26 protein-coding genes and 2 tRNA genes are annotated in these 25,212 nt (G+C 48.3%); 3 read left to right on the top strand and 25 right to left on the bottom strand.

Features of this window, described 5'->3' with window-relative positions:
• Nucleotides 1–103: 103 nt before the first annotated feature.
• Nucleotides 104–277, top strand: coding sequence for a DUF4250 domain-containing protein (locus VV089_RS24560; protein ID WP_172543019.1), 174 nt, complete (start codon nt 104–106; stop codon nt 275–277).
• A gap of 61 nt (nt 278–338) precedes the next feature.
• On the opposite strand, the gene VV089_RS24555 is transcribed toward VV089_RS24560, so the two are convergent.
• The 23 genes from VV089_RS24555 to VV089_RS24445 all read right to left on the bottom strand — a co-directional run bounded on the left by VV089_RS24555 (nt 339) and on the right by VV089_RS24445 (nt 22,500).
• A complete protein-coding gene (locus VV089_RS24555) occupies nt 339–1,328 on the bottom strand; it encodes a galactose/methyl galactoside ABC transporter permease MglC (RefSeq protein ID WP_172543020.1) in 990 nt (329 codons plus the stop codon).
• 21 nt (nt 1,329–1,349) lie between these two features.
• On the bottom strand, nt 1,350–2,858 hold the full coding sequence (locus VV089_RS24550; RefSeq protein ID WP_334337767.1) for a sugar ABC transporter ATP-binding protein: 1,509 nt from the start codon (nt 2,856–2,858) through the stop codon (nt 1,350–1,352).
• Between the two features lie 186 nt (nt 2,859–3,044).
• Nucleotides 3,045–4,166 carry a galactose ABC transporter substrate-binding protein gene (locus VV089_RS24545; RefSeq protein WP_172543022.1) on the bottom strand — a complete coding sequence of 374 codons (1,122 nt, stop codon included), beginning with the start codon at nt 4,164–4,166 and terminating at the stop codon, nt 3,045–3,047.
• A 128-nt stretch (nt 4,167–4,294) separates the two neighbouring features.
• A complete protein-coding gene (locus VV089_RS24540) occupies nt 4,295–5,317 on the bottom strand; it encodes a substrate-binding domain-containing protein (protein WP_334337766.1) in 1,023 nt (340 codons plus the stop codon).
• A 69-nt stretch (nt 5,318–5,386) separates the two neighbouring features.
• Nucleotides 5,387–7,084 carry a cache domain-containing sensor histidine kinase gene (locus VV089_RS24535; RefSeq protein WP_172543023.1) on the bottom strand — a complete coding sequence of 566 codons (1,698 nt, stop codon included), beginning with the start codon at nt 7,082–7,084 and terminating at the stop codon, nt 5,387–5,389.
• Nucleotides 7,071–8,663 (bottom strand): response regulator, encoded by a 1,593-nt coding sequence (locus VV089_RS24530; RefSeq protein WP_172543024.1) that lies wholly within the window; start codon nt 8,661–8,663, stop codon nt 7,071–7,073. The genes VV089_RS24535 and VV089_RS24530 overlap by 14 nt, the downstream gene beginning before the upstream one ends.
• Nucleotides 8,664–8,933: 270 nt before the next feature.
• On the bottom strand, nt 8,934–9,260 hold the full coding sequence (locus VV089_RS24525) for a LiaI-LiaF-like domain-containing protein (RefSeq protein ID WP_172543025.1): 327 nt from the start codon (nt 9,258–9,260) through the stop codon (nt 8,934–8,936).
• Complete coding sequence (locus tag VV089_RS24520) at nt 9,229–9,798, bottom strand: hypothetical protein (protein ID WP_172543026.1); 570 nt, start codon at nt 9,796–9,798, stop codon at nt 9,229–9,231. Before VV089_RS24520 ends, VV089_RS24525 begins: the two co-directional genes overlap by 32 nt.
• Nucleotides 9,799–9,946: 148 nt before the next feature.
• A complete protein-coding gene (locus VV089_RS24515; protein WP_172543027.1) occupies nt 9,947–10,351 on the bottom strand; it encodes a hypothetical protein in 405 nt (134 codons plus the stop codon).
• Nucleotides 10,348–10,836, bottom strand: coding sequence for an RNA polymerase sigma factor (locus tag VV089_RS24510; protein ID WP_334337832.1), 489 nt, complete (start codon nt 10,834–10,836; stop codon nt 10,348–10,350). Before VV089_RS24510 ends, VV089_RS24515 begins: the two co-directional genes overlap by 4 nt.
• Before the next feature lie 454 nt (nt 10,837–11,290).
• Nucleotides 11,291–14,596: a transglutaminase domain-containing protein gene (locus VV089_RS24505; protein WP_334337765.1), complete on the bottom strand. Its 3,306-nt coding sequence runs from the start codon at nt 14,594–14,596 to the stop codon at nt 11,291–11,293.
• Nucleotides 14,597–14,891: 295 nt separating this feature from the next.
• On the bottom strand, nt 14,892–15,782 hold the full coding sequence (locus VV089_RS24500; RefSeq protein ID WP_172540564.1) for a YitT family protein: 891 nt from the start codon (nt 15,780–15,782) through the stop codon (nt 14,892–14,894).
• Between the two features lie 33 nt (nt 15,783–15,815).
• Nucleotides 15,816–16,382, bottom strand: a complete 567-nt coding sequence (locus VV089_RS24495) for a xanthine phosphoribosyltransferase (protein WP_334337764.1) — start codon at nt 16,380–16,382, stop codon at nt 15,816–15,818.
• A gap of 83 nt (nt 16,383–16,465) precedes the next feature.
• Entirely contained in the window at nt 16,466–17,212 is a 747-nt protein-coding gene (locus VV089_RS24490; protein WP_334337763.1) for an SIR2 family NAD-dependent protein deacylase, read from the bottom strand.
• A gap of 98 nt (nt 17,213–17,310) precedes the next feature.
• Complete coding sequence (locus VV089_RS24485; RefSeq protein WP_172540561.1) at nt 17,311–17,670, bottom strand: arsenate reductase family protein; 360 nt, start codon at nt 17,668–17,670, stop codon at nt 17,311–17,313.
• Between the two features lie 282 nt (nt 17,671–17,952).
• The gene (locus VV089_RS24480; protein ID WP_334337762.1) at nt 17,953–18,729 is read right to left on the bottom strand and encodes a YdcF family protein; all 777 of its coding nucleotides are present in this window, start codon (nt 18,727–18,729) and stop codon (nt 17,953–17,955) included.
• Entirely contained in the window at nt 18,714–19,214 is a 501-nt protein-coding gene (locus tag VV089_RS24475) for an SEC-C metal-binding domain-containing protein (protein WP_172542414.1), read from the bottom strand. The genes VV089_RS24480 and VV089_RS24475 overlap by 16 nt, the downstream gene beginning before the upstream one ends.
• A gap of 155 nt (nt 19,215–19,369) precedes the next feature.
• Nucleotides 19,370–20,263 carry a GH25 family lysozyme gene (locus VV089_RS24470; RefSeq protein WP_334337761.1) on the bottom strand — a complete coding sequence of 298 codons (894 nt, stop codon included), beginning with the start codon at nt 20,261–20,263 and terminating at the stop codon, nt 19,370–19,372.
• Entirely contained in the window at nt 20,244–20,477 is a 234-nt protein-coding gene (locus tag VV089_RS24465) for a hypothetical protein (protein ID WP_172542411.1), read from the bottom strand. Before VV089_RS24465 ends, VV089_RS24470 begins: the two co-directional genes overlap by 20 nt.
• Nucleotides 20,474–20,734 carry a hypothetical protein gene (locus VV089_RS24460; RefSeq protein ID WP_172542409.1) on the bottom strand — a complete coding sequence of 87 codons (261 nt, stop codon included), beginning with the start codon at nt 20,732–20,734 and terminating at the stop codon, nt 20,474–20,476. Before VV089_RS24460 ends, VV089_RS24465 begins: the two co-directional genes overlap by 4 nt.
• Nucleotides 20,735–21,272: 538 nt before the next feature.
• Entirely contained in the window at nt 21,273–21,653 is a 381-nt protein-coding gene (locus VV089_RS24455; RefSeq protein ID WP_172542407.1) for a type II toxin-antitoxin system VapC family toxin, read from the bottom strand.
• Entirely contained in the window at nt 21,653–21,880 is a 228-nt protein-coding gene (locus VV089_RS24450) for a DUF2281 domain-containing protein (protein WP_172542405.1), read from the bottom strand. The genes VV089_RS24455 and VV089_RS24450 overlap by 1 nt, the downstream gene beginning before the upstream one ends.
• Nucleotides 21,881–22,427: 547 nt before the next feature.
• A tRNA-Thr gene (locus VV089_RS24445) sits at nt 22,428–22,500 on the bottom strand.
• A gap of 217 nt (nt 22,501–22,717) precedes the next feature.
• Here VV089_RS24445 and VV089_RS24440 point away from each other — a divergent pair.
• Nucleotides 22,718–23,242, top strand: coding sequence for a cysteine hydrolase family protein (locus VV089_RS24440; protein WP_334337760.1), 525 nt, complete (start codon nt 22,718–22,720; stop codon nt 23,240–23,242).
• Here the strand turns inward: VV089_RS24440 and VV089_RS24435 are convergent.
• Entirely contained in the window at nt 23,232–24,206 is a 975-nt protein-coding gene (locus VV089_RS24435) for an N-acetylmuramoyl-L-alanine amidase (RefSeq protein ID WP_334337759.1), read from the bottom strand. The two genes, VV089_RS24440 and VV089_RS24435, sit on opposite strands and share 11 nt — an antisense overlap.
• Before the next feature lie 63 nt (nt 24,207–24,269).
• Here VV089_RS24435 and VV089_RS24430 point away from each other — a divergent pair.
• Nucleotides 24,270–24,342: transfer RNA gene (locus tag VV089_RS24430), tRNA-Thr, on the top strand.
• A 66-nt stretch (nt 24,343–24,408) separates the two neighbouring features.
• Here VV089_RS24430 and VV089_RS24425 read toward each other — a convergent pair.
• A complete protein-coding gene (locus tag VV089_RS24425; RefSeq protein WP_334337758.1) occupies nt 24,409–25,077 on the bottom strand; it encodes a ribonuclease H family protein in 669 nt (222 codons plus the stop codon).
• Nucleotides 25,078–25,212 lie beyond the last annotated feature (135 nt).

Here is a 25,212-nt window from a genome sequence, read left to right as displayed (position 1 = left end):
CCCCTTTTGTTGTTAAATAAGAAATGGCATTAGGTTACTGTCCTCTCCGCGGCCAGTAACGTCAATATCACAAATCTGCCAAATCAAAATAAGGAGAAGCGCCATGATCCCAAAAGACCCATTTATGCTGCTAAGCTGGATCAACATGCAGCTGCGCGACTACTACCCCGGTCTGGATGAGCTGTGTACAAGCCTGAACCTGGATCGCAAGGCTCTTGAAATTACCCTGGGGGGAATTGATTATCAATACGATCCCCAGACCAACAGCTTTGTATAATCGAGTTAAGAAAAACAGCGGCAGGAATCTCTTCCAGCCGCCGTTTTTTTCACACACAACTTTATTTCTTCGCAATATACTTCCGGATATCCAGAGAGATAGCAATAAAGATAACGATACCAATTGCAATCCACTGTGCATTCGCATCCATTCCAAGGTACTGAAGAGCCAGCTTCAGCAGCTCGAATACGGTAACTCCGACGATAGCCGAGGTCACGCGTCCACGGCCGCCGGTAACGGATACGCCGCCGATGGTACATGCCGCAATGGCCTCCATCTCATAACCCAGACCTAAGTTTACGGAAGCGCCGCCGGCCTTTGCGCCAAGCATAAAGCCCGCCAGTCCGTACATAGCCGCCGCCTTCATATAGATAAGAATCAGCGTGGTCTTTACCGGAACACCGGCCACCTCTGCCGCCTGGGGATTGCCGCCCACTGCATACATGTATTTTCCATGACGGGTCATATTGAAAATAAACCAGGTAATAGCCGCCACAATAATCGCAATCCAGATCAGATAGCTGATCCCTAAGAATCTGCCGCTTGCCACATTGGTATAATCGCTCACATAGCCGCCCAGGGGAGTTGCGTTGGTGAAGATCATGTTAATACCGTACACAATCTCCATCATAGCCAGAGTGGCAATAAAGGGAGGCACGCTTAAGTATGCAATAAAGAATCCGGTAATCGAACCGAAGGCCGCACATATCAGCATAACAATCACTGCCACCAGAAAGACATTCATGGGCTCCATATCAGGAAAGAACTTCTGGGAATAATCCATACGCTGCAGAAGCACACCCGAGATACAAGCTCCGAAACCAATCATACGTCCGGCTGACAGGTCGCAGCCTGCGGTGATAACACAGCCCGCGATACCAAGAGCAATCACCAGACGGGAGCTCATGTTCACCAGCAGGTTCAGAATGTTGTTGCTTGTAAAGAAATTATCGGTGGTAAATCCTGTATAAATTACCAGGATAAACATAACGATAATAACGCCGTTATTAATCAAAAAATCTGTTATTTGTTTTTTCTTCGTTTTTTCCATTCTATCCATCCTCCTTCGCCATCAGAACTGGGTCGCATAGCCCATAACGCTTTCCTGGTTCATCTCCTGCTCTTCCGTAATCTCACCGGTGATCTTTCCGTTGCACATCACATAGACTCTGTCCGACATTCCCAAAAGCTCCGCCATCTCAGAGGAGATCATAATAATCGCCTTCCCCTGCTTGGCCAGCTCGTTCATAATCTCGTAGATCTCGTGCTTGGCGCCTACGTCGATACCTCTCGTAGGCTCATCCATGATGAGTACATCCGGATCATTTGCAAGCCAGCGAGAAACAATCACCTTCTGCTGATTACCTCCGGAAAGATTTGCAATATGCTCCTTCATACTGGGCGTTTTGATCCGCAGCTTCTGGATGTTCTCATCCACAATGCCGTCAATCTTCTTGTGATCCAGAACAAACCCAGCCTTCAGATACTTATTGTAAATGGATACGCCTACATTATCCTTGATGGACAGGCAGCCGAAGATACCGTTGCCCCGGCGATCTTCCGTAATCAATCCGATACCGGCTTTCATGGCGTCCTTGGGATGCTTGATTTTTACCGGACTGCCATTTATGAGAATCTCCCCTGTCTCCACGCCGCGGATACCGAAGATTCCCTCCATCAGCTCCGTTCTCTGTGCGCCAACCAGGCCGCCGAAGCCCAGAATCTCGCCCTTGCGGAGGGTAAAATTAATATGCTGGAAGGATTTTTCATGGATGGAACAGAGATCCTTTACCTCCATAATAACCTCGCCGGGCTCATTTTCCCGGGGCGGATATACATTGGTCAGTTCGCGGCCTACCATCTTTGCGATGATATCGTCGGTGCTCATATCATCGGCCAGCCAGGTTCCCACGTATGTACCGTCACGCATAATCGTGATATCATCGGCAATCCGCTTAATCTCATCCATCTTGTGGGAAATATAAACCATGGTTACGCCCTTATCCCTAAGATCATTCATAATCCGGAAAAGAGCCTCCACCTCATTGTCTGACAGGGACGAGGTAGGCTCGTCAAAGATAACCACCTTAGCCTGCTGGGATACAGCCTTGGCAATCTCCACCGACTGCATCTGTCCCACGGACAGCGTGCCAAGAAGAGCCTTGGGATCAAAATCCATCTTTACTTCCTGTAACCATTTCTCTGTTTCCGCATACATGGCCTTGTGATCAATCACCTGCAGGGGGCCGTATTTTTTCACCGGAAATCTTCCCAGATACAGATTCTCCCCTACGCTTCTGGCCGGCACGGGCTGCAGCTCCTGATGCACCATGGCGATACCGTACTTCATGGCCTCATCGGGGTTCCCAATCTCAATCTTTTTTCCGTCGAGAATGATCTCTCCTGCATCCATCTTGTAGATACCAAACAGACACTTCATCAGTGTGGACTTTCCGGCGCCGTTTTCCCCCATCAGTGCGTGTACGGTGCCGGGACGGAGCGACAACTGTACATTATCCAGTGCCTTGACACCGGGAAATGACTTGCAGACGCCTTTCAGCTCCAGTTTATACTCTGCCATTTTGCTCCTCCTTCTCTTTTTCTATATTATACAGATCGCAATCTGCAGATTTTCATAACCATATCGTTTCATTCATAGCTGCTGTCCATCCTGCGGACAGCAATCATTTCCATTCATTATGAAAAGTGCAGGTGCCGTAATTCCAACACCTGCACCAGATTCATTCCTGCAGTTTCTTAGATGTTTTTATTTTACGCTGTCAAGTACTTCCTGTGCATTCTCAGTTGTAACCTTTACATAGTCACATCCGATGTAGTGCTCGTTGCCTGCACCTGTCAGATAGTTCACTGCTGCGTCTGCCGCGCTGTGAGACTGAGAAATATGGTCATTGAATACAGTACCTGTCATGGTTCCGTTGATTACGTTCTCAAGAGCCTCGGACAGAGCGTCAACGCCTACCAGGAAGATATCCTCGCCTACCTTGCGGCCTGCGGTATCAATTGCCTGAAGAGCTCCAAGAGCCATAGCGTCGTTGTTACAGAATACAACTTCGATCTTCTCGCCGTGCTGGCCAAGTGCATTGGATACAAGCTCCTGTGCCTTTACCTGATCCCAGTTACCTACCTGATCGTCAAGCTCTTCTACTTCCCAGCCTGCGTCTGTCAGAGCCTTAACGGAGAACTCGGTACGATACTTTGCATCAACGTTCTCGGGGTCGCCCTCGATCATAATGTACTGAACCTTGCCGTCGCCGTTCATGTCAACCTTCTCCAGACCCAGGTCTACGATCATCTCGCCCTGCATGGTTCCGGACTGACGTGCGTCACATCCAACGTAGGTTACATCCCAGTTGTTGTCTGCCCATCTCTGCTCCTCGGACTCGTCCGGCTCGCGGTTGATGTATACCAGCGGGATTCCAGCGCCTACTACCTTGTCGGTAATGGTCTCTGCGGAAGAGGAGTTAACGGGGTTGATAATCAGAACGTCAACCTTGTCATTGATGAAAGCATCAATCTGGTTGCTCTGTGTTCCCTGGTCATTCTGACCATCCTGGATGGTGATGTTCTCTTTTGCAAAGCCTAAGCTGATGAGATAATTCTCAAGCTCTGTACGGAACAGAGTCATGAAGTTATCGGAGAACTGATAGATACATACGCCTACCTTCTTGTCAGCGAAATCTCCGGCTGCCTCTGCAGGTGCCTCGGTCTCTGCAGGCTCCTCTGCGTCTGTGTCTGCAGGTGCCTCGGTCTCTGCCGGCGCTTCGGTCTCAGCAGGTGCTTCTGCGGGCGCTTCCTTCTTGCCGCAGCCTGCCAGTAAGGTTGCTACCATTGCTACGCTTAACAATGCAGCTAAAACTTTCTTTTTCATAATGAAAAATCCTCCCTATATATTTTTTACAAGCTCTTCATGTGCCTGCGTTTATAAGTATACCACAATTAAGGAGGATTTCCATTAAAAATTTTATTCTTTTTGTACAAATTCTTACTTATTTCCTGTCAGTCAAAAGAAAATAATACCTTTTGGCATTCCTCTTCGAACATATTTTCCCTGGTAATTACGGTTGTGGACGTATCTACCTGGATGCTCTCCAGAGGCAGATTGTTGATGAGATTGTAGGCGCATTCCACGCCCAGATACCCCATGGCGTAGGGGTTCTGCACAATCAGCGCGTCCACCTCTCCTGTTTCCAGCATTCCCACACAGACCACGTTGCTGTCAAAGGCCGCCACGGAGGTTTCCTCTGCCAGCCCCAGCTCCCGGATGGCATAGCTGACGCCTAAGCTTGTCCACTCGTTAAAGGTGGCGATTACATTGATCTCCGGATGGTTTTTCAGCATTTCTATGGTGCCCGCCTTGGAATCCTCGGTTGTGGAGAGTACATTGACGGCGTCTACAATCCGCACCCGGCTGTCTCCTGAAAGCTCTTCCCTGAGGCCCTGCTCCCTCTGCTGGCCGTTGGCAGAGTTCTTATCAAAATTCACAATTCCCACATTCAGCTCTTCCTTTTCTTCCGAGAGAATGGCTTTTCCAGCCATTCTGCCTGCCTGGAAATTGTCTGTGCTGATACGGCAGCTCACCAGGCTGCTGTCCACGTCACTGTCAATGATCACGATTTTCACCCCGGATCCGGCTGCCTCGTTGATGGCCTCAGCATTGGCCTGATAATCTACTGCGGAAAATACAATCACCTCCGCCCCGTCTGCAGCGGCCCGCCGGATCATCTCGTTCTGGGTCTGGTAGTCCTCCTCATTTTCCGGGCCTTCCACCGTTAAAGTTAAGTTGTATTCTGTACTGGCAGCATTGGCGCCGGCAAATACGGATTTCCAGAAGGCGGAGGTGGTAGACTTGGCAATGACTGCCACATAATGGCGGTTGGCCTCTCCCCTCTCGTTTTCAAATGCATTGAGATTGCCGATGATATAGCGGATTCCGACGATATAGCTTCCTGCCAGGAGCAGCGCCCCCAAAAGAATCAGCCATCGGCCTGAAACTCTGCCCATTACTCTGTTTTCCTTCATTATCCCTCACCTCCTATTAAAGTCGCTGTGCGACGGCGCTAAAGGGTAAAGCCGCTTCGACACACTTACTCACTGTTTCAGCTTTGGTATGCGGATTTCTACGCAGGTGCCTTCGTCCGGCTCGCTTGTGATGCGAAGCCCGTATTCTTCCCCAAAGTAGATGCGGATGCGGTCGTTAACGTTTTTGATGCCGATTCCCGTCCGATCCTTTGCTTCCCGGTGAAGAATCTCCTGGCACTGCTCTCTGGTCATGCCCACGCCGTTATCTGTGACGGTTATCCGGACAGCCGTCTCCTCCTCCCGGATCCGTATCTCGATAAAGCCCTCGTCCACCATACGGTCAATCCCGTGGTAAATGGCGTTTTCTATAATAGGCTGCAGGGTAATCTTATTGCACAGGTAGGAAAGACAGCCTTCCTCCACGTCAAAAGCATAGGTAAACTGATTTTTGTAGCGGTAATTCTGGATTTTCAGATAGCTTTTGGCGTGCTCCACCTCACGCTCCAAAGTAATCAGCTCGTGTCCCTTGCTGATGCTGATGCGGAACAGCCTGGCCAGGGCATTCACCATCTCCACCGCCTCCTTTGTCCGATCCTCCTCGCACATCCAGGCAATGGAATCCAGGGTATTATACAGGAAATGGGGATTGATCTGGGCCTGCAGCGCATTGAGCTCCGTCTTGCGCAGGGTGATTTCCTCCTGCCGCACCTGCTCCATCAGCTCCTGGATCCGCACTACCATATGGCCGAAGGAGTCCGACAAGGCCGAAATCTCACTGGTTCCCCGCACAGCCGCAAACTGAAAGTTCTCCGCCTCCTGCTCAAAGGCCTCCATAGCTCCCGTAAGCCGCTTGGCAGGCTTGGCAAACATCCAGGAAAAAAGCATGCCCACCAGCACCGCTGTCAGAAGAACCAGCAGCAAAAGCGCAACGCAGACGCGTATCATTCCCTCCACGCGGCCTGTGATCAGCTCGTCCACATAGCTTACGCCTACCACTCTCCAGTTGCAGTTTTCCAGCGTATGAATGGTATAAATCACATTGGTACGGGTATGGGAGCCGTCGGGAAGGCTCTCAAGCTCCCCTGTCATTTCCTCCTTCAGGCCGGAATAAATGAGCTGCTGCTGGGGATGGTAGATGAGATTGCCCTCCGTATCCTGGATATAGCAGTAGCCATGCTGTCCGATTCCCACATCGTCCACATACCTGGCAATATTGGAAAAGCGGATGTCCATAAAAACCTTAAGTTCCTGCCCGGATGCATCCCTCATATTCTGGCAGATGGTAACCACCCAGGGATAGTACTCTTCAAAAAGCGTCTCCGCATGGGGTTTGGAAATGCACAGCCCCTTCCCCTTTGGTTCCTCCATATAGGAAAGATTCTGCAAAATGGTGCTTTTTCGCTTGAGGCCGTCAGACCAGCAGTCCAAAAGCTCTCCTTCTTCATTGTAAGTGGTAACCGCCACCACATCGGAACGTATCTCCATAAAGCTGCGGAAAAATTCGTCCCGTTCCTCCCTGGGCGTTCCCATGTGGACAGAAATCAGCCGCATGGAATCCGCCATGCCCTCGGTGTAGTCCTCCACCGTATTCATCACCTGCACCACAGCCTGCTCGCTGGTGATGGCTGCATTCTGCTCCATGGAGCTCTGATAAAAATCAATAAAAAAGAAAAGTACCGATCCCAGCACCGTCAGCACCAGCCCCACAACCACACAGGTCATAACGGCGGAAAGGGAGATCCGGCTCTTGCACCTATCCTTCTTCATGCTTCCTCCTGCATGCATTGGGGGAAATGCCTTCGTATTTTTTAAAACAGTAGCTGAAATAATGCTGATCGTTGTAGCCGCATTTTTCCGAAATCTCCCGGATCTTCATAGGAGTCTCCAAAAGCAGCTTTTTGGCGGCGGCCATGCGCTTTCTGGTGAGCAGATCAATAAAGGTGCTGCCTGTGGAGCGTTTTATGAGGGTGCTCAGGTAATTGGGGCTCACGGAAATCTCACCGCTGATGGAATTCAAGGACAGCTCCGGGTCCATAAACCGGCTCTCCATAATAGACAGGGCCCGGTCGCAGATTACAGAGCTGCTTTTTTTCCGATGCTCGGCGGCCAGCTCCCTTGCCGCAAGACAGAAAGCCAGATAGCGCTCCTTCATTTCCCTGGGATTTTCAAAAAAGAGCTGTCCCAAAAGGGGGAAGGTCTTCTGAAGATTCTGAATAGCTTCGCTGTCCGCCACTGCATTCACCACACGGAATACGGCTGCAATCAGCTGTACCATCACAAGCTGAATATTCATGGCCGGGGTATCCTCTTGCTCCAAATCTGCAAAAAGCTGTTCCAGGTAAGCCCGGAGCTCCTCCTCCGTTCCGCTTCTAAGGAGGCTCTCAATCTCGTTGACAGCCGCCTGCACCATTTCCTGGTCCAGTGTGGCCGTCCGCTCAATATCGGAAATAAAGGAAACGCCGGTGTCGCTGCGTCTGGCGTAGCCAAGGGCATCCATAGCCTCCAGGTATGCCTCGTGACAGTGTCCAAGCCCCGGCACCATGCGGCTGACACCGATGGAGGCCGTAAGGCTCATAATCCGCCTGACACTCTGGGATATATCCTCCACAATGATATGCAGGTATTTGGTAAGGCTTGTCCGGGTTCCGGCTAACAGGGATACAATCCGGCCGTCTGTGTAAAAGCTCACATAGCGAATGTATTTTCTCAGAATGAGATTTACTGCATTCATGTCGCCCTCGGAGGTACGGTTCCTTCCTTTTTCGTCCCAGAAGCTTGTAACCAGAACTGTATAGTGCATATACGTATGCTCCGGCTTAATAAATCCCCGGCTTACAGCCTCCTGGGTCAGGGCCTCCTCCCTATCCTCTCCCTGGGTGTCAGAGAAGGAGTCCAGAAGAAGGGGCATAAAGAAAACCATAAGGTTCTGCTGTTCCTGCTCCGCATTTTTTTTGGTAAATTCCTGAAATTTGACGTCGATTTTCTGCTTGATTTTTTTCAGCTCTTCTGTCAGCTCTTTTGAGGAAATGGGCTTTAGGAGATAGCTGATGATGTTATATTGAATGGCCTGCTGGGCGTAGGTGAAGTCGTCAAAGCCGCTTAGGAAGGCAATCTGTATGTTGGGGCGGATCTCCCGGACTGCCCGGGCAAGCTCAATGCCGGACATAAAGGGCATCCGAACGTCCGTAAGGAGCAGGTCGGGCTCCAGCTTTTCTACAAGCTCCAGGGCTTCGGCGCCGTTCTCTGCCTCTCCTACAACCTCGAAGCCTACTTCCTTCCAGTTAATCCGCCGAACCAGCGCCTGGCGCAGTTCGGCTTCATCGTCTGCTATTACTATGGTATACATGGGGATCTCCTGTTCGATTTTGTTTCCAGTTCGCAATTCCTGTCTTCTTAGCTTATCATCTGTGCAATTACTCTTATTATACATGATCTGCCTTTCCAGGGCAAAAGAAATCTGCGCAAAAAGCCTGCGATCCCCTCTTGCGGATCGCAGGCTTTTTCCATATAAGAACATATTCCGGATATGCACGGGATAGGTTTTCGTAAATCGGAGCCTATTTATGATTGAATACTGCCTCTGATATGTTATCTTATGCTTTTTCCCTGTCCTCTGTTACCAGGTAACCACGCTGCTTGAGCACTCTGGGTAGTGGGTGAATATCCAGTCCATGCCGGCCATGCTCATTGCGAAGAGTATCAAAAGCACCAAGAGGAAAATAGCCGCCCCGTCATAGACGACACGCCGTTCCGGCCTGCGGCTGCTCACAAGCACTTCCAGGCCCAAACAGATAAATACGGCTGGCCAAAGGCGGAAGATCAGCTCATAGTCCACTACCGGGAAAATGAGTCTCAGCAGGCACAACACGCCAAGGATTACGAGTACCAGCCCGAAGGTGACGGTTCCCACTCTATGAATGCGAATGCTCTGCTTCTCCTGCATGCTCCTCCCCCCCATCTTCCTCTAAAAGTTCCTGTTTCTTGCCGCGGATCAGAAAGATTCCTACTGTGATGATTCCGATTCCCAGAACAATCTGGGGAACAAAACGGCTGATGCTATTCACATAATTCCATACATAATCCGGGAAAATCCAGTAAAGTAAATCCAGAATGGAATTCCACAGTACTGCTGCGCCGAACACGATCAAAACTCCGGCCAAAAGCCTGCGGTATTTCTCAATCGTTATTTTGCTCCAGAATTCACTGTCCGTATCTACAGGAATCAGGTAGTGATCCTCCAGTGCATAAAAGTCTTCATCGTCCATGGCGCGCAGGTTGTTGGCATGAAAGAAGCCGTAAAACCATACTATCACATCTACAAGCATCAAAAATCCTGTATTGAAGAAAATGGACAGGGCTATGATTCCCCAAAACAGTCCCATCAGACTGACTCCCATTCTCATAAATCCCATATACATTTCTCCCGCTCCTGGGAGCCAGGAGAATATAAAGGTCAAAAAGCCGCTTTTTTTCTTTGTCATTTTTCGTCCTCCATTTATAGTTCCGCAATATCCTCTCCAGCGCCCTTTTTTGAGAAGAATTTCCGGCCACAAGGCCATGTGTCCGTAAATCCTTCTGGCGCTGTCGGGATATTGCTGTTTTTTTAATTCCGCAATATCCTAATTTTTTTTAATTTCCGCTCTGCTTCCACTCCCAGTCCAGCATTTCGTTCAGCATCTGGTCGAGTTCCCGCATGCCGTTGTTCAGCCTGCGGTTCAGGGTTTCTTCCTGCTGCCTTGCCGCCTCTTTCGGAGCTATGGGCTCTGCCTGGGGGATCTCCTTGGGCACCATAAACAGTAAGAACAGGGCTGTTACTACGGCTGCCCCTACTTTCAGGCTGTAGAAGAAAAGCTGCATCTGCTTTGATACCTTTCGGGTGGTTACCGCCAGCTGGTAGTCAAGCCGTTTTGAACGCTCCAGGATTTCCTGCTTCATATGAGCCGGCGCTTTGATAAGGCCTTCTTTCTCTACCTGGCGGATGAGCTGCTCGGTGTAGGCGTCCAAATCTTTGATTTTGTCGTATTCTGTTCTCATGCGCGCTTTCCCTCCTTTTTGTCGTAGTGTTTTCGGAGCATTCCTCTTGCACGGTAGATTTGTGTCTGGACTGTTTTTATGTTGCGATTGCGCTTTTGAGCGATCTCGGCTGCTTCCATTTCGTGGTAATAGTAGTCCAGAGCTATCTCGTCGTAGGGCGGTTTCAGTGACCTGCAGGTCTGGTACAATTCTTCTCGTACCTCTTTTTCCAGACAGGCTTCTTCCGGAGTCTGACTCTGATCCTCCTGGGCCGTGAAGTATTGGTCTTCGGAGGGGATTTGCTTTCGGCCGGAATGCTTGAGATAGTCTAAAGCTTTGTTGGTGGCGATTCTGCAAATCCAGGATTTTTCGTTTCTGCCGTCGAAGGTGGTGTATTTTTCATATGCGGACAGGAAGGTTTCCTGTGCCAGGTCTTCGGCGGTGAAGTAGTCGGCAGTTATTTTGTAGCAGATGGAAAATACCAGGTTCTGGTATCGGTCTATCAGCTCTTCCAGCTGTTCGTCTCGAGTAATTGCATCCGCCTCCCCTCCTTTTTTCCTGTTTTTTTGTCTTTTGTTTTTGACAGGTAATTATCTGTTCATTATTATAACGAAAATGGTTTGGGGGTGTCTTCAACTTTTTTATTTTTTTGTTTTTTGGGGGACGGATACACCGCAGAGGAGGGCCCCAGGCTTTTCCATATCTGTGTTCGGACGGTTCGCGTACACTCTGTCTGCGCTGATCGGACATTACCGTTTTGCCCTTTACAGGGGCTTTTGTTTTTGTGGTAATGTCCGCTCAGCGCAGACAGAGCGTTCGCGAACAGCCGGACACATGATATTGGAAAAGCCTGGGGCCCTCCTCTGCGGTGTATCCTGGGGTTGGGGGTGGATCTGGTGCTGCTGTTTTGTTTAGGGCGAAGTGGGGCGCTCTTAGGTGGCTTTTATTTTTTTTCTGGGCTTATAGTTTGAATTTTTTGGTTTTGTAGTAAAGCCAGGCTGCTGTGGCGGTTGATGCCAGGGTTAATAGCAGGTAGAGCAGGATTGGCGATGTGTTGCCGGTGCGGGGTGACTTTACTTTGACGGCGGAGGATTCGGATTTGCTGCTGTTTGTGCCTCCGGATGAACCGCTGCCTGCTTCTTCCCAGCCGATGGCGATTGGTGATAAGCCGTGTACGGTGAATGTAAGGCCGTTGTCTGTCTTGGTCACTGCCGGATGTTCTACGTCTCCTGCGCGGAAACCGTTCATGTCTTCTGTGAACATGTGGGTTACTGCAAAGTTATGGCTGTTTTTTCCTGTGCCTGACGGATAGGGCAGTGTTATGGTCAGGCCCTGGGATGGGAAGTTTTCTTTTGTTGCCTTTTCCCAGCCGAAGCCGTTGACGTTTACTAGAAGCTCTACGTCGTAGACTGCGATATTGGCTGCTGGGATTTCTTTGAATTTCTCTTGGAGTTTTTGCTTTATCTCTTTTATTATCTTGCTGGGTGTATTGAGATGCTCTTTGTTCTTAAAGGTTTCTGGTACTTTGGAAATGCCGGTTTCTACTTCTGTCTTGTAGGCTGTTCCGTCTTCCAGGCGGATATTGCCCTGTATCTCTGGAAGGTTTGCCGGAATTGTGTAATTTCCGATTCCGTCTCCTTGAAGCACGGCTGGATTCTGTGTGTCTTTCCAGGATAGCTTCACTTTCTGGCTTCCTGCTGCCACGGTCTCGTAGACGGCGGCCAGTTTGTCTGCTTTACATTCAAAGCGGACGGTTCCTTTGTCTTTTTCTAAAATGCCTGCAAGCTTCAGCTCGCCGAAGAGGGTTGCTGTGCTGCCTTTAATCAGATCCAGACGGTCGCCTGCTTTCAGAGCGCTTACGTCCCATGTCAATGCCTTGGGGGAGACGGTCAGCCTGCAGGTGCTCCTTGCTTCCAGATACTTCTCTGTTTCAGAGGCTATGGCTGTGATTACGGCGCTGCCGGCCTTGTGGATTGTCACCCTGCCGGAGGCTGGTTCAATTGATGCCACTGACGGATTGGAGCTGCTGTAGCGGACAGCCGATCCGGTCTCTGCGCCCTGGGCTGTCAGCATAAAGGGATTGTCGCCATAGGTCACTGTCTTTGATTTTTCGGAAAAGGAGAAGTTTTTCTGTTCTTCCTGATCCGTCACGATTATGACAATCTCATCTGACACAGCTTTCCCATTCAGAGTGGCACTTACACGATAGCGGTAGCTTCCTTTTGGAAGGCCTGTCTCTATGGTATAGCTAGAGCCGTTCGCTCCGTTTATGGTCTCCCATGAGCCGTTTAGCTGCTTCGACCAGGTAAACCCTGTCGCCTGCGGATTTGCTGTCAAGACTGGGGCTGTTGTGTAGCCGACCTTCACTATAGTTTCACTGGCTCTTAAGGTAAAAACAGAAACTTCTATCTTTTCCTCTATTTGTTTACTCTGCGGATTGTAAATCTCCAGCGTCATCTCGTTCCCATCTGACAGAAGTCCTGTTACAATCCTATTATTCGCATCTGTATACTGATAAATCTCTACGGGCTCAGTGTATGCCGACGGCTTATAGGCATATATGGAATTTCCTACATTAAAGTATAATACACCTTGAGAACAAGAAAGCCTGGAAAAGCATATATTATACATGGGCCAATTTCCAGCTGCATTTCCCAGATTTTTTATATCAAAGCTTTTCACTGTAGTCACGTTTCCGCTGCTGTCTCTCTTCATTAAGGCTGCGCCTCTTATAATCGTGTTCGGCGCGCCATCCACAATCTCGCTTTTGAGATAGTATGAATTTCCACCCACGGTATAAATAGCAGATTCTTTGAGCGGAGCTGTCTTATGCCATGAATTATCATAGCTGGTATCCGTGCATGTAATGCCGTTTGGCTCCCAGTTATGGGATGCATTTTTCATAGCAGTATCGCTGAGCAGAAAATATTCATGCTTTACATAACCGGTCTCTCCTACCTGGCTGGCAGCGGTTGCATCATCAAAGGTAAGATCTGCATGATACCAGTTTCCGTCCAGTTTCACATAATTCCATATGTGGTTCATCGACTCGCTTCTGCAATAACCAACTTCTATGCCGGCTTTTTCCAACAATGCGGCATAAGCCAGTGTATATCCCTCGCAGACTCCGATTCCATTTACCAGGGCTTCGTAGGCATTTCTCTTTTCAATTCCCAGATTGTTATTTGCATTCTGGTCATATACCATATGCTGCACTAGATAATCATGGAGGGCTGTTGCTTTCTGCACATCGGTCATAGTACCATTCTTATCAATAACCTCAGCAAATACCCTGTTTATCGCATTCCTATACTCCGTAACGCTGTTTTGATTATACACTGAATTATAAAAAAGCTGACACTTTGTAATAATTCCGTTCTCTGTAAAATATTTACAATCAAATACATAGAACAGATCTGGGTTGTTCCGTACCACATCCGGCCAGATACGCCCCCAGTCACTTGCGGTAAGGTTGTAGCTTGACAATTCCACTTCCGAATCCCAGTTCTTCATGGCTTGTGTCATTGCATTCCGAGCATTTTCAATATCTTGATCTGTTGCCAACGGCACAGCCGGCTCTGTAAGATAATCCAGCAGTTCCTTCAGCTGCGCATCTGCTCCCGGAAGCAGCGCTTTCTGTTCTTCATTCAGTTTCTCATAGGCTTCTATAACCGCCTCAAGCTTCTCCAAGACCTCTGCCTTCTGCTCCTGGTCTAAGGTCTTCAGTTCTTCCAGCAGCGGAAGCCCTTCTAAAAGCTCTCTCACTGCCGTCACATCTGCATCTTCCTGAAGCTTAGAAGTTTCTTCTTCCGTCTTGGCAGAATCCTCTGCTGCCAAGGTTCCGTTCTTTTCCGGTTCTTCCGACTGAATCTCATCGCTGCCGGGCTCAGGTTCTTCATTGCCTGCAGAGCCGCCGTCTTCTTTTGGTTCTTCCTTTTCTTCGGATTCCTCAGTGTCTTTCGGTTCTTCCTTTTCTTTGGATTCCTCGGTTTGTTCCGGTTCCTCTGTTTCCTTTGGCTCTTCCGGTTCCACGTTCTCTTTCGTCTCCCCGGCTTCTTCCGGTTTCTCTGCTTCTTCTGCAGTCTGATCCCCGCTGCCTGCAGGCTCTTCTGCCGCTGCGGCGCTGTCAGCCTTGGAAGCTTCTTTCTCTGTTACTGCATCGGCTGCAGCTGCGTTGAGCTGGGAATGATCCATCATTGTACCGGCAAATCCCAGAATAAGAAGAAATACCAGTATCCTTCTGCTGCGTTGTTTCCACTTGTTCATCTCTTTTCTCCTGTCGTTATTTTTTCTTTTTTGGCAGGCAGACGCTTCAAAAATACTACTCTTTGAAGCAATTCTAATCCTTTTCAATCTTCCAGATGTCTCTGCAGATAATTCTGCAGGGCAATCACAGCAGGTCTGTACCGGATTCGAATTCAGGTTCACATGCGATGATATTTACCGTATATGGCGGATTGAGATTTCATTATACCTTATGAAATAAAATAAGTCTACTTGAAATATTTGCGCATAACCCCTAATTTTTTATGCTTTTTTATGAAAAGGCTGTTCGGAAATATTACAGGTGCTTTACGAATTTTCCTTCGATGCCTACGTGCTCCTTGCTCACGACAAAAGCCTGGGGATCCAGGATGCGGAGCCGGCGCTTGAGGGCCGAGAGTTCATGCTTGGAGATTACGGTAAATATAATGTTGGTGGTTTCTTCGGTGTAGCCGCCTTTTGCCTCCCAATAGGTGGCCCCCCGGACCAGCTCTTTTAGAATGTAGTCCATAATCTGATCGGGTTCTTCCTTGGTGAATACAAAGACCTCGGTGCTGATATTCTGGCTGTGGGTGCGATCCATGATCAGGGTGCTGACCGCAGTGTAGATGATGCAGTAGATGACTACGGTGATATCAAACAGCAGGGCGCAGGCCAGATAAATAAACAAGTTTACGCTCAGAGACAGGCGGCCTACGCTGAAATCCTGGCGGCGCTTGGTGTAGTAGACGCCCAGAATGTCCAAGCCGCCGCTGGATCCGCCGTTCTTGAGGGAAATGCCGATTCCGGCCCCTGCTACGATTCCCCCGATAAGGCTGGCCGTCAGGGTGTCTTCTACCAGAGGGACGGCCGGTATGGGAATAACGGTGAGAAACATGGTCTGGCTGATAACGCAGATCAGGGTACGCACAAAGAAGCCTCTGCCGATAGAACGGTAGGCCAGAAAAAACAGAGGGATATTGAACAAAAGGTTAATAAGTCCGGCAATGTCCACGCTTCCGAAGTTGAGATGGGCATAGCGGATAAGGAGGGTACGCAGGATCTGGCTGATTCCCAGTACACCTCCGTTGTAAAGCTCTGCCGGAACTACAAAGAGATTGATTCCGACGGAAAAGACCAGCATTCCTGCAACGGCTGTGAACAGCCGGGGCAAATCCCGCTTTTCCAGTCCCCATGACGCAATTTTCATTTGATTGATCTTCCTTCTTTCTATAACGATTCTTTAAAATACTGCCCGTCCGTCCTCAAATGCCCGGATGCTTGCCTGAGCGTACACGGTGATTCCCTGGCTCTCCAGCTTCGTCCGTCCAGGCTGGAAAGCTTTTTCAATGAGGATGCCTACGCCAGCTATGGTGGCATGGGCCTTGCGGATAAGCCTGACTGCCCCTGTAGCCGCCTCGCCGTTTGCCAGGAAATCATCTATGATCAGGATATGGTCTGTATCTGAAATGTAATTCTTCGCAAGAGTCAGCTCATAGGAAACGTCCTTTGTATAGGAAGCCACTTCTGTCTGCCATACTTCTGTCTGCAGATTTTTTGAAATCTGTTTCTTCAATATTACCATAGGTACGCCCAGATATCTGGCAGTGAACAGGGCCGGGGCAATTCCGGAGGATTCGATGGTAAATACCTTCGTGATTCCCTGCCCCTTAAAATGCTCCGCCATATCCTGTCCCAGGGCCTCCATCAGCTCTATGTCTACCTGGTGATTGATAAATCCGTCTACCTTAAGGATATCCTGCCCAAGGACAATTCCCTCCTGCAAAATCCTTTCTTCCAGTAATTTCATATGACTGCTTCTCCTTTTCTGTCGTAATGAAATGCTTTTTGTAAGCTGAAAAGAGGCTGTCAAAACAGCCCCTCCGTTTTTCTTTATGCTTTTTTTCCTTCCGGCCAGACAATCTTGGGCAGGGCGGTTTTTACCTCCTCACGGAGGATGACATCTGCCTTTTCATCCATGAAATGCTCCTGGCTGTTTATCAGAATCAGACTGCTTCCCTCAAAATACTTCACATACTGCTCGCAGAGACCGGAGCTGAAGGTTGTGCCCAGAAGAAGGAGCACGTCCGCCTTGGAAATCTCATTGACTGCCTTGGTCATCAGCTGATTGTCTACCTGCTCTCCGAACAGCATCACCTTCGGCCGCACAGGGATCTGGCACTTTTCGCACAGGGGAATCTTCTTTGCGTCCCGTATGTACTCCATAAGGTACTTTTTCCCACAGCGGGGGCACTCATTGTCAAAAATCGTTCCGTGAAGATTCAGAACGTTCTTACAGCCGGCTCTCTCCGGAAGATCGTAAACATTGTTGGTGATGGAATACTGAAGCTGTCCCCTTCGCTCCAGCTCTGCAAGAGCGGAAAAGCCTTCGCTTGGCTCCAGGGCGGGCTCCAGCATCTCTTTCTTATAATACTTAAAAAATGTCTCTGTGCGGTTGGTGTAGAATACGGAGGAAAAGATCTCTTCCGGGGAGTAGCCGTACTCCCTCTCCACCTTATAGGAAATCTCGGGAGCGCGCATACTCTGCATTCCCGACTCCTTCATCATGTCTGTGCCGCACATGGCAACTGTGTAAGCGCTTTTCTCCAGAATTTCCCGAATCATCCCATATTGATCCATAACCATACCTCCTGCAGAATTTTATGATAACCGTTTCTCACTCTATTGTGCCATTAATTGTAATTTTTGTCAATAATGGCATTCTTTCTTTTAAAGGTTTATCTATTCTGCACAAGGAGAGCCTCTGTCCACTCCTTTTCCCGGAAGCCCGTGAGAATCTTTTCGCCGATGACAAGGGGGCGTTTTACCAGCATGCCGTCTGTGGCCAGCAAACGGATCTGCTCCTCCCCGCTCATGGTTTCCAGCTTGTCCTTCAGTCCCAGCTCACGGTATTTCATGCCGCTGGTGTTGAAAAAACGCTTGAGGGGCAGGCCGCTCTCCTTGATCCAGGTTCTCAGCTCTTCCTCTGTGGGATTCTGCTCTACAATATGGCGATCCTCAAATTCAATGTGGTTGGCTTCCAGCCATTTTTTTGCCTTCTGGCATGTACTGCATTTTGGGTACTCAATAAATAACATTATATGTCCTCCTAGTAAAAATCGCTGCGCGATAGCACTAAAGGGTAAAGTCGCTTCGACACACCGGTAATGAGAGAAACTTTTATTCGAAAGAACACTCATAAAAGTTCCTCTCGTGCGCCTTTGCGACTTTACCTTCTTAATTCCAGTTCCATAATATCCCTATCGTTTCTTTTCCATTAAAGTCCGGATAAAAACAGCCTTGCGAAAAGAACCAGAACACCAAGATTCTTTTGCACAAGGCCGGAATCAAAGCCTCAAAAAAACGCCCGATAAAATCCTCTAAAATACCATATTCCCCACTGCCAAATCCTTCACAACTGCAAAGGCCTCCCTCACCATATAATGAGGATACATGCCAAGAGACGAAGGCGCCGGAATGGGAATGGCATCAAGTCCCTGGGCTTTGGCAATGTGCGCAGCCCGGAACACATGGAAATCATTGGACACAATGCCCGCCGAAGCCTCCGGATTCTCCATCAGCTCTTTGCTGAAACGGATATTCTGGCTGGTATTGACGGACTTGTCCTCTTCCAGGATCCGCTCTTCTTCGATTCCCCGGCTGATAAGCCATGTTTTCATGGCAGAAGCCTCGGAAATGTCCTCTCCCTGCCCCTGTCCGCCGGACACAATGACGATGGTATCTTCATGCTCCATCAGATACTCTGCCGCCCTGGAAAGGCGCTGGCTGAGGGCTTTGCTTACCCTGGTTCCCTTTACCTGGGCACCCAGGACAATCAGATAATCCACCGGCTCCTCCCCGCTTCCTGTCATTGCGCTTATAATGCATCCCTCCACAAACAAAAATCCTGCCAGGCCGGCTGCCAAAAAAATGCCGCCCATGACTTTTACCAGAGAGGGGAGCCGCTCAAAAGCCGTATGAAGCACCGGAATGCGGCAGACTGCCCCCGCCAGAAAAAAGGCCCCTCCCAGAAACAGCCAGAACCATGAAAAGGAAGCCCTCAGACCGGCGTAAAGCACAATCCCTATATAATAGAGGACGCATAAAGCCCCAAGCGCCAGGAATATCATTCCCATCCGTTCTATCTTCCGCAGCATTTTTTGTACTTCTTGCCGCTTCCGCAGGGACAGGGATCGTTTCTTCCGATCTTAGGCCCTTTTACAATGGTACCGGACTTTTTCTGCTCCAGATAAAGCTCTTTGCGCTTCTCCTCCGAGAAAACCGCCTCCCACTGGGGAAGCTCGTAGAGCCAGTCTGCCTTTGCCGCTACCATGTTCTTGTACAGCATTTCCTTGTCAAACTTCAGAGATACAACTGTGTCCTCCTCCATATCGTCAATGGGGTTGGGCTCTGCCAGGCTGTCGTTGATGCCGTCCAGAAAGCCGGTCATGGTCATAACATCCTGGCCGTACTTTTCTGCAAGCTCCTTTACAGTTCCCTTTACCTCTGTGTCCGGATCTCCCAGAAGCTGCTCGTAGATGCCTTTTTCTATGTCAAAATATTTTGCCCAAAATCTCTGAATGTCTCCCTTGTTCGCTTCCTGGTCATAAGCCATATCACGCCACTGTTTCAGTAATGCCATAATTTTTCTCCATCCTTTGTTTTCTGGTTTTATGCACTGAATTCCTGTGCTTTTATAGTATATACTACATGGGAGTGCATTTCAACATAAATAATTTTATTACTACTATCTAAAACCATTGTATCTTTAATACTTTTCCATTTCCATGACAAATTTTAATTGTAGCGCAGAACATATACCGTCACAGATCCGACAATACCGTCCACAGAGATGCCGTAATGCGCCTGTGCCGCCATGACAGCCGCTTTCGTGGCCGGGCCGAAGATTTTATCAATATTACTCTTTCCCTTGCTGTTTTCGGCCGGCAGGAAGCCAAGGCGGACCAAATGATACTGTACCCAGCCCACATCATCACCGCGCATCCGGATAAGTTTAAGCTCAAGGATTTTATCCGGGGCCGAATAAGGGTTTTTCTGCGGTACTTCAGGCGTACTCATAATTTCCCCGTACCAGAGATTCATGTCCGCATTTCCGGAAATCCCCGTAATTCGTCCCTTGCTGCTATACTGCCATCCTTCCAGGATATGCTTGATTACCGGCTGCTCAACGATAGACGGAAGCTCATCCACCGGCATCGCTGCACTGGAAGGATACCGGGCAATCCAAAACCGGCAGGTCAGATAACCGGCCCAGGGCTTAATATAGCTGTTATAAAATGACAGGCCGGTATAAACTCCGAATTCCAGGCCTTCCCCCTCTATTACCTCCTGGTATGCCTGGATGATATGGATTAGGGTGATTCCCAGCCCCTTCTGGCTGGCATCCTCCACATCAAGCCAAACCTTAGTTTTGCGTCCGGCCAGGATAGACAACACCTTTTCCGCATCCGTTCTGGCTTTGGACGCTGTGGCAGCATAGGAATAATTGTATACTCCAACAATCGGAACGCCGGCCTTTTCGCATCCTTTCCAGTTATTCTCAAACTGTTTGTCTGGGTTCAGATCCTTGCGGATCACCTTAAGGATTGCGCCCTGGATGCCGGAAGCCTTTACCTTGCCCCAGTCAATCTCTCCTTGGTAACTGGATACGTCAATTACTTTTTTGCTCATTTACATTCTCCTTCATTTCAATATTTGCAGCATCTGTTAATCCCTCGCCGATAATATAGGCAATCAATGTACCTCCAGCCATAATGAGAGCCGTAACCTGCACTGCCGTGCTGTCAGATACGTGCAGCATTGTCATAAGCGGGGTTACGAATCCTGCAACCGCCGCCCAGAACTTCCTGCTCGTCAGTTTTCTTGCCCAGTCAATTTTTTTCATACTTTTCGTCCTCTCTTTTCTAGGTTTTCAATCCTGCGGTCTGCCATCTTTATTTTTTCCTCCATTACCGCCTGCTTTTCTTCAAGCCTATCTACACGGCCATCTATCACGGAGCAGCTTTCATACTGCTTTTTTATTTTTTCTTCAAGCTCTGCAACACGGTATGTAAGGACTTTTGCGCTTCCGAATACGCCGATTACAGAACCACAAAGGCTTCCAATTAGTCCAACCACGGCCACAAGCAATTCATTTGACATAATCTTCTTTCCTATACCGTTTTATATCAGTATATGATATCAGCTATTTTTTAGATACTTGTACCATTTGATGCCAGCCGCCGTCGCCTTTCTCCAACCAGCGGCAGCAAAAAAGGAGAAGCAGACTGCCATGAACGGCAATCTGCTTCTCCTAAAGCTGCTCTATATAAAATTTTGCTTCTCGCTTCTTATTATCTTATATTAATATCCTAAATGAAATAAAAGGCCTTTCGAAGCATTGTACCTCGAAAAGCCTTCATTTTACCGGCCTCCCATTGATTTTGGTGTCAAACTTGAGTTTTCAGACAACAAAAAAAGAAAAGCGCACTTACCCCATTAGGTAAACTTTTGCTTCTCTAAGCACTTGCAACTGTCACACAGTCAAACTGATAAATCATCTATCAACTCTTTAAATTTATCTAATTATATCAAATATTCTGAATTCTGAAAATTGTCAATATATTTTAAAAATCCCAATCCTTAAAATCAATCCTCGGACGTCCTGTGGAACAGCTATGCAGATATCCTTAAATTCAGCTTACCATAAAACCTTAACATTATACATTGGTATTGTTCCGTCTTTCGTAATAATTACAAGATTTTCTGAAATGGCCTGTGAAATAATCAGTCGGTCAAATGGGTCTCCATGAATCGCAGGGAGTCGTTCGATTTTGTCCAGATGAAACGGTTTTATAGGAAGAATATCAAATTGCTCGTTTTCACAAGTTTCCGCAATTTTAGAAATTGAACTTTTAATTTCCAATTTCCCAATGCTTGACTTAATCGCAATTTCCCACATAGAAACAATACTTACATTGATTTTTTCATCATTACGGTAAATGATGTCTGATGCTCTTTTTGAAAGTTTTCCGCTATCATACAAAAAGTATAAGAGGGCATTGGTGTCCAATAGATACATTATATATACTCCTTAAAACATTCCGGTGTTTCGTCAAAATCCTCTGCCATAGAAATAAATTCATCCGCTAACGGATTTACCGCTCTGCGAAATGTAATATTATTACTAGAATGCTTTGCCTGCTCTTTTTCCGAAGCGTATTTCAAAAACCTCATAAAATCAATTACCTGCTCTATCATATCTTCTGGAAGGTCTTTCGCTTCTCTGACTAACGTATCATACGCCATAAAAACACATCCTTTCAACTATGTCCATATCTCATATACGTTAAGAGTGATATGGAAATACTCACACGACACAAAATATACTTTCTGTTACTTCATAATTTTATACTATATCAACTAAATTATAACAAACCAATACTTGGAAAACAATAAATTTGTGATTAAAAAAATGTTGGACTACCAAGTATGCTACTGTTCACTCCGTGACCAGTAACGCGCTTCGCAATGCACAGAAATCACAAAAAGATGCGATTTCGCACTGAAAAACTCGGGATTTCCGCACAAAATGTGCGGAAACACCTCGCGGAATAGCGGTGAGTGAACAGTAACCCAAGTATCTCTCCATGAATCCCGTTAAAATTTAATGGTCCGGTTCACACTCCCTTAGTAAATAGTATGGTAATAGTATGATTTCTTCCCAAAACCACGAAATTCCTACCTCAAAACAGATAGAAGATAGAAAAGAATCATTGGTTCAGACAGTAGAATAAAAATAAAGACATTTCAAAGAGTAATTTCCTTGAAAAGCCTTTATTTTTAATCATTTCAGAGCTGCTAACCAGAATCGAACTGGTGACCTCAACACTACCAATGTTGCGCACTACCGACTGTGCTATAGCAGCTTAGTATGAAATTGTTGCTGCCGGTAAGAATCTCCCTACCAATGCGACGCACTACCGCCTGTGCTACATCAGCATCTACGCTTAATGCGCTAGATTATATTAGCATTTCTAAAGTGAATTGTCAATAAGGAAATTTAAAAAATTTGTCTAATGCTTTCCTTTACAGTATCTCCTTCCGGAATTATAATAGCTTTATTACAATTATGGAGGTATGTGCATGAAAAAGCTTCTTCTCGTTATTGATATGCAAAATGATTTTATCGACGGCGCCCTCGGCACGAAGGAGGCTGAGGCTATTGTTCCGAATGTTGTAAAGCGCATCCAGGAGTTTGAGGGGGATGTGCTCTACACCAGAGATACCCATTCCGAAGATTATATGGAGACTCAGGAGGGGAAGAATCTTCCGGTTCCCCACTGTATCAAGGGCACGCCCGGCTGGGAGCTCTGCCCAGAGCTTAAGGCTCTGCGTGACGCCGGGCATTCCCCGGTTCTGGACAAGCTCACCTTCGGGGCAAAGGATCTGCCGGCCTACCTGGAAACCCACTATCCAAGAGGATTGGAAAGCGTAGAGCTTATCGGGCTCTGTACGGATATCTGCGTCATTTCCAATGCCATGGTGTTAAAAGCCTTTTTCCCGGAGCTTCCCGTGAGCGTCACCGCTTCCTGCTGCGCCGGCGTTATGCCGGAAAGCCACGAGAATGCTTTGAATGCCATGAAAATGTGTCAAATCGCTATTCGCTGATCTCTCCTTCCGGGGAGCTTCCAGCAGCCGCAATGCCGAAGAACTCGTCCAGGCCGTCCGCCATGCCCCGGGCGAGCTTCTGCTGGTATTCCTCCGAGGCCATCTTAAGATCCTCCTCCGGGTTGGTCATAAATCCCATCTCCACAATGGTCACCGGCACCTGGCACCAGTTGATTCCGCTCATGGTGTCTGTCTCCCAGACCTTTCTTGCCTTTGCCCCCGTGACGCTTACCATATGATTCAGAACTGCCTTTGACAGGGCCCGGCTGCTCTCATAGATTCCCGGTGTGTAAGGATTATCCGCCGTAGGGCAGATGGTCATAATGCCGCTGGCCGAACTGTTCTCGGAGCCGTCGGCATGGATTCGGATAAATGCGTCTGCCTGGGCCTCATTTGCCTTCTGGGCACGCTCTGCATTGCTGATATTTACATCGCTGGTTTCCCGGATCATCAACACCTCATATCCCCGGGCCGTCAGCTCCTCTTTCAGCTTTAAGGCTACCTGCAGGGTCAGCTCATACTCCCTTAAGCCGCTGGCTGCACCGGAGGTTCCGCCGGCTACCTTGGCCTTCATCTCGGAAGCTCCCGGCCCTATGGGCTCCTTTTCGGAATTGCCCTTTGCCTGATGGCCCGGATCGATGGCTACCAGATACCTGCCTGCTGCAGCCTTCTGTTCTTCTGCCTGCCGGGCCTCCTCCTCGGCTTTCTCCTGCTCTGCGCGAAGCCTCTCCTCCTCTTCCGCCTGTTTTGCTTCCTGGGCAGCTTTTCTCTCTTCTTCTGCTTTCTGCTCAAGCTCCATCTGAATCTCCCGGCCCGCCGCCTCCACATTGACCAAAGGCGCCTCCGCAAGTACGGCGCCCTCTGACGCATCTTCCGTTCCACAGCCGGAAAGGAAGAGACACAGGGCAAAAATCAGCCAATTTCCGCTCTTTTTACTCCATTTACACAATTGTTTCTTATTCATTTTAATTTACCCCTTTACAAAATGCTCTTTTTGGATTATAATATCAAATGCTGAAAAGCACAAGCTGGAATAGCTCAGTCGGTAGAGCACTTCACTCGTAATGAAGGGGTCGAGAGTTCAAGTCTCTTTTCCAGCTTTCCTGTTTTAAGCCGAAGCTCCCACAGTCTGCTGTGAGAGCTTTTTTATCTTCCGCCCATATCTTTTATTCTGTCCCGGGCTCCCCTTTGCAAATCTTGGGAATTCCATCAGCTTCTGTCAAGGCAGCTTTCGCCAGCTTGTCCACCTGCTCGTTGTAATAATCCCCGGAATGAGCCTTTACCTTTTGAAAGGAAATACGGATCTGGGTCTGCTTGCGCTGCATGAATGCGGCATATTTCTTTGTCAGCTCATTGTTTGTCTTCCATGCGCCTGTGGCCCATTTCTCAATTCCCTGGTAGTCGTAGCGGATCTCTATGGCCTTATACCCCTTTGCCAGAGCCCACTGGGCTGCGTACATAGCGCCTAACATCTCACCCGCAACATTGCGGATGGCCAGGGAATCCGGTTCGCTTCCGCTGCCCGACTCCCGGATGATTCCGCCGCCCGGAATCAGAAGGACGCAGCCAAAGGAGTACCTTCCAATTGCCTGGTCAAAGCTTCCGTCCACGTATGCGATCACCTGTCCTGTTGGTATCTTTTCTGCATGCTTCTCTATTTCTTTGTTCCCTTCCCCAGGCTCCATTCCCAGATATGCCCTGGCCTCCTCTTCTGTCTCAAAGCCCTTAAATTCTGCGCCGGGATATCCTTTCACCGCATCGCTGCACATGCTCCAGGAATCAAACAGTCCTGTTGTCTTCCCTTTCTTTACGGCATAAATCTTCTTCTGGCCCATAACCTCTCCTTACCTGTCTGCTTTGCTGCCTCCTATTATACGTTCTTGAAAAAAAGGCGTCAATGGATTTTCTTTGATTAACATGGAGGTTACAAGAGATCCATGGCATAATTTAGAAATAATTTAGAATCTCCT

The organism is Candidatus Merdisoma sp. JLR.KK011 (genome assembly GCF_036941125.1).
Lineage (GTDB): Bacteria > Bacillota > Clostridia > Lachnospirales > Lachnospiraceae > Laedolimicola.
The sequence above is the reverse complement of the archived record's forward strand: the minus strand, read 5'-3'. Positions and strand labels throughout refer to the sequence as shown.

Coding starts and splice junctions, on each gene's coding strand:
- VV089_RS24500 (WP_172540564.1), bottom strand. CDS start 15,782: ATGAAAATTGCGTCATGGGGACTGGAAAAGCGGGATTTGCCCCGGCTG.
- VV089_RS24470 (WP_334337761.1), bottom strand. CDS start 20,263: ATGAGCAAAAAAGTAATTGACGTATCCAGTTACCAAGGAGAGATTGAC.
- VV089_RS24435 (WP_334337759.1), bottom strand. CDS start 24,206: ATGAATAAGAAACAATTGTGTAAATGGAGTAAAAAGAGCGGAAATTGG.
- VV089_RS24490 (WP_334337763.1), bottom strand. CDS start 17,212: ATGGATCAATATGGGATGATTCGGGAAATTCTGGAGAAAAGCGCTTAC.
- VV089_RS24475 (WP_172542414.1), bottom strand. CDS start 19,214: ATGGCATTACTGAAACAGTGGCGTGATATGGCTTATGACCAGGAAGCG.
- VV089_RS24495 (WP_334337764.1), bottom strand. CDS start 16,382: ATGAAATTACTGGAAGAAAGGATTTTGCAGGAGGGAATTGTCCTTGGG.
- VV089_RS24560 (WP_172543019.1), top strand. CDS start 104: ATGATCCCAAAAGACCCATTTATGCTGCTAAGCTGGATCAACATGCAG.
- VV089_RS24540 (WP_334337766.1), bottom strand. CDS start 5,317: ATGAAGGAAAACAGAGTAATGGGCAGAGTTTCAGGCCGATGGCTGATT.
- VV089_RS24545 (WP_172543022.1), bottom strand. CDS start 4,166: ATGAAAAAGAAAGTTTTAGCTGCATTGTTAAGCGTAGCAATGGTAGCA.
- VV089_RS24465 (WP_172542411.1), bottom strand. CDS start 20,477: ATGAAAAAAATTGACTGGGCAAGAAAACTGACGAGCAGGAAGTTCTGG.
- VV089_RS24460 (WP_172542409.1), bottom strand. CDS start 20,734: ATGTCAAATGAATTGCTTGTGGCCGTGGTTGGACTAATTGGAAGCCTT.
- VV089_RS24530 (WP_172543024.1), bottom strand. CDS start 8,663: ATGTATACCATAGTAATAGCAGACGATGAAGCCGAACTGCGCCAGGCG.
- VV089_RS24550 (WP_334337767.1), bottom strand. CDS start 2,858: ATGGCAGAGTATAAACTGGAGCTGAAAGGCGTCTGCAAGTCATTTCCC.
- VV089_RS24525 (WP_172543025.1), bottom strand. CDS start 9,260: ATGCAGGAGAAGCAGAGCATTCGCATTCATAGAGTGGGAACCGTCACC.
- VV089_RS24440 (WP_334337760.1), top strand. CDS start 22,718: ATGAAAAAGCTTCTTCTCGTTATTGATATGCAAAATGATTTTATCGAC.
- VV089_RS24485 (WP_172540561.1), bottom strand. CDS start 17,670: ATGTTATTTATTGAGTACCCAAAATGCAGTACATGCCAGAAGGCAAAA.
- VV089_RS24455 (WP_172542407.1), bottom strand. CDS start 21,653: ATGTATCTATTGGACACCAATGCCCTCTTATACTTTTTGTATGATAGC.
- VV089_RS24555 (WP_172543020.1), bottom strand. CDS start 1,328: ATGGAAAAAACGAAGAAAAAACAAATAACAGATTTTTTGATTAATAAC.
- VV089_RS24425 (WP_334337758.1), bottom strand. CDS start 25,077: ATGGGCCAGAAGAAGATTTATGCCGTAAAGAAAGGGAAGACAACAGGA.
- VV089_RS24480 (WP_334337762.1), bottom strand. CDS start 18,729: ATGCTGCGGAAGATAGAACGGATGGGAATGATATTCCTGGCGCTTGGG.
- VV089_RS24515 (WP_172543027.1), bottom strand. CDS start 10,351: ATGAGAACAGAATACGACAAAATCAAAGATTTGGACGCCTACACCGAG.
- VV089_RS24450 (WP_172542405.1), bottom strand. CDS start 21,880: ATGGCGTATGATACGTTAGTCAGAGAAGCGAAAGACCTTCCAGAAGAT.
- VV089_RS24505 (WP_334337765.1), bottom strand. CDS start 14,596: ATGAACAAGTGGAAACAACGCAGCAGAAGGATACTGGTATTTCTTCTT.
- VV089_RS24535 (WP_172543023.1), bottom strand. CDS start 7,084: ATGAAGAAGGATAGGTGCAAGAGCCGGATCTCCCTTTCCGCCGTTATG.
- VV089_RS24520 (WP_172543026.1), bottom strand. CDS start 9,798: ATGACAAAGAAAAAAAGCGGCTTTTTGACCTTTATATTCTCCTGGCTC.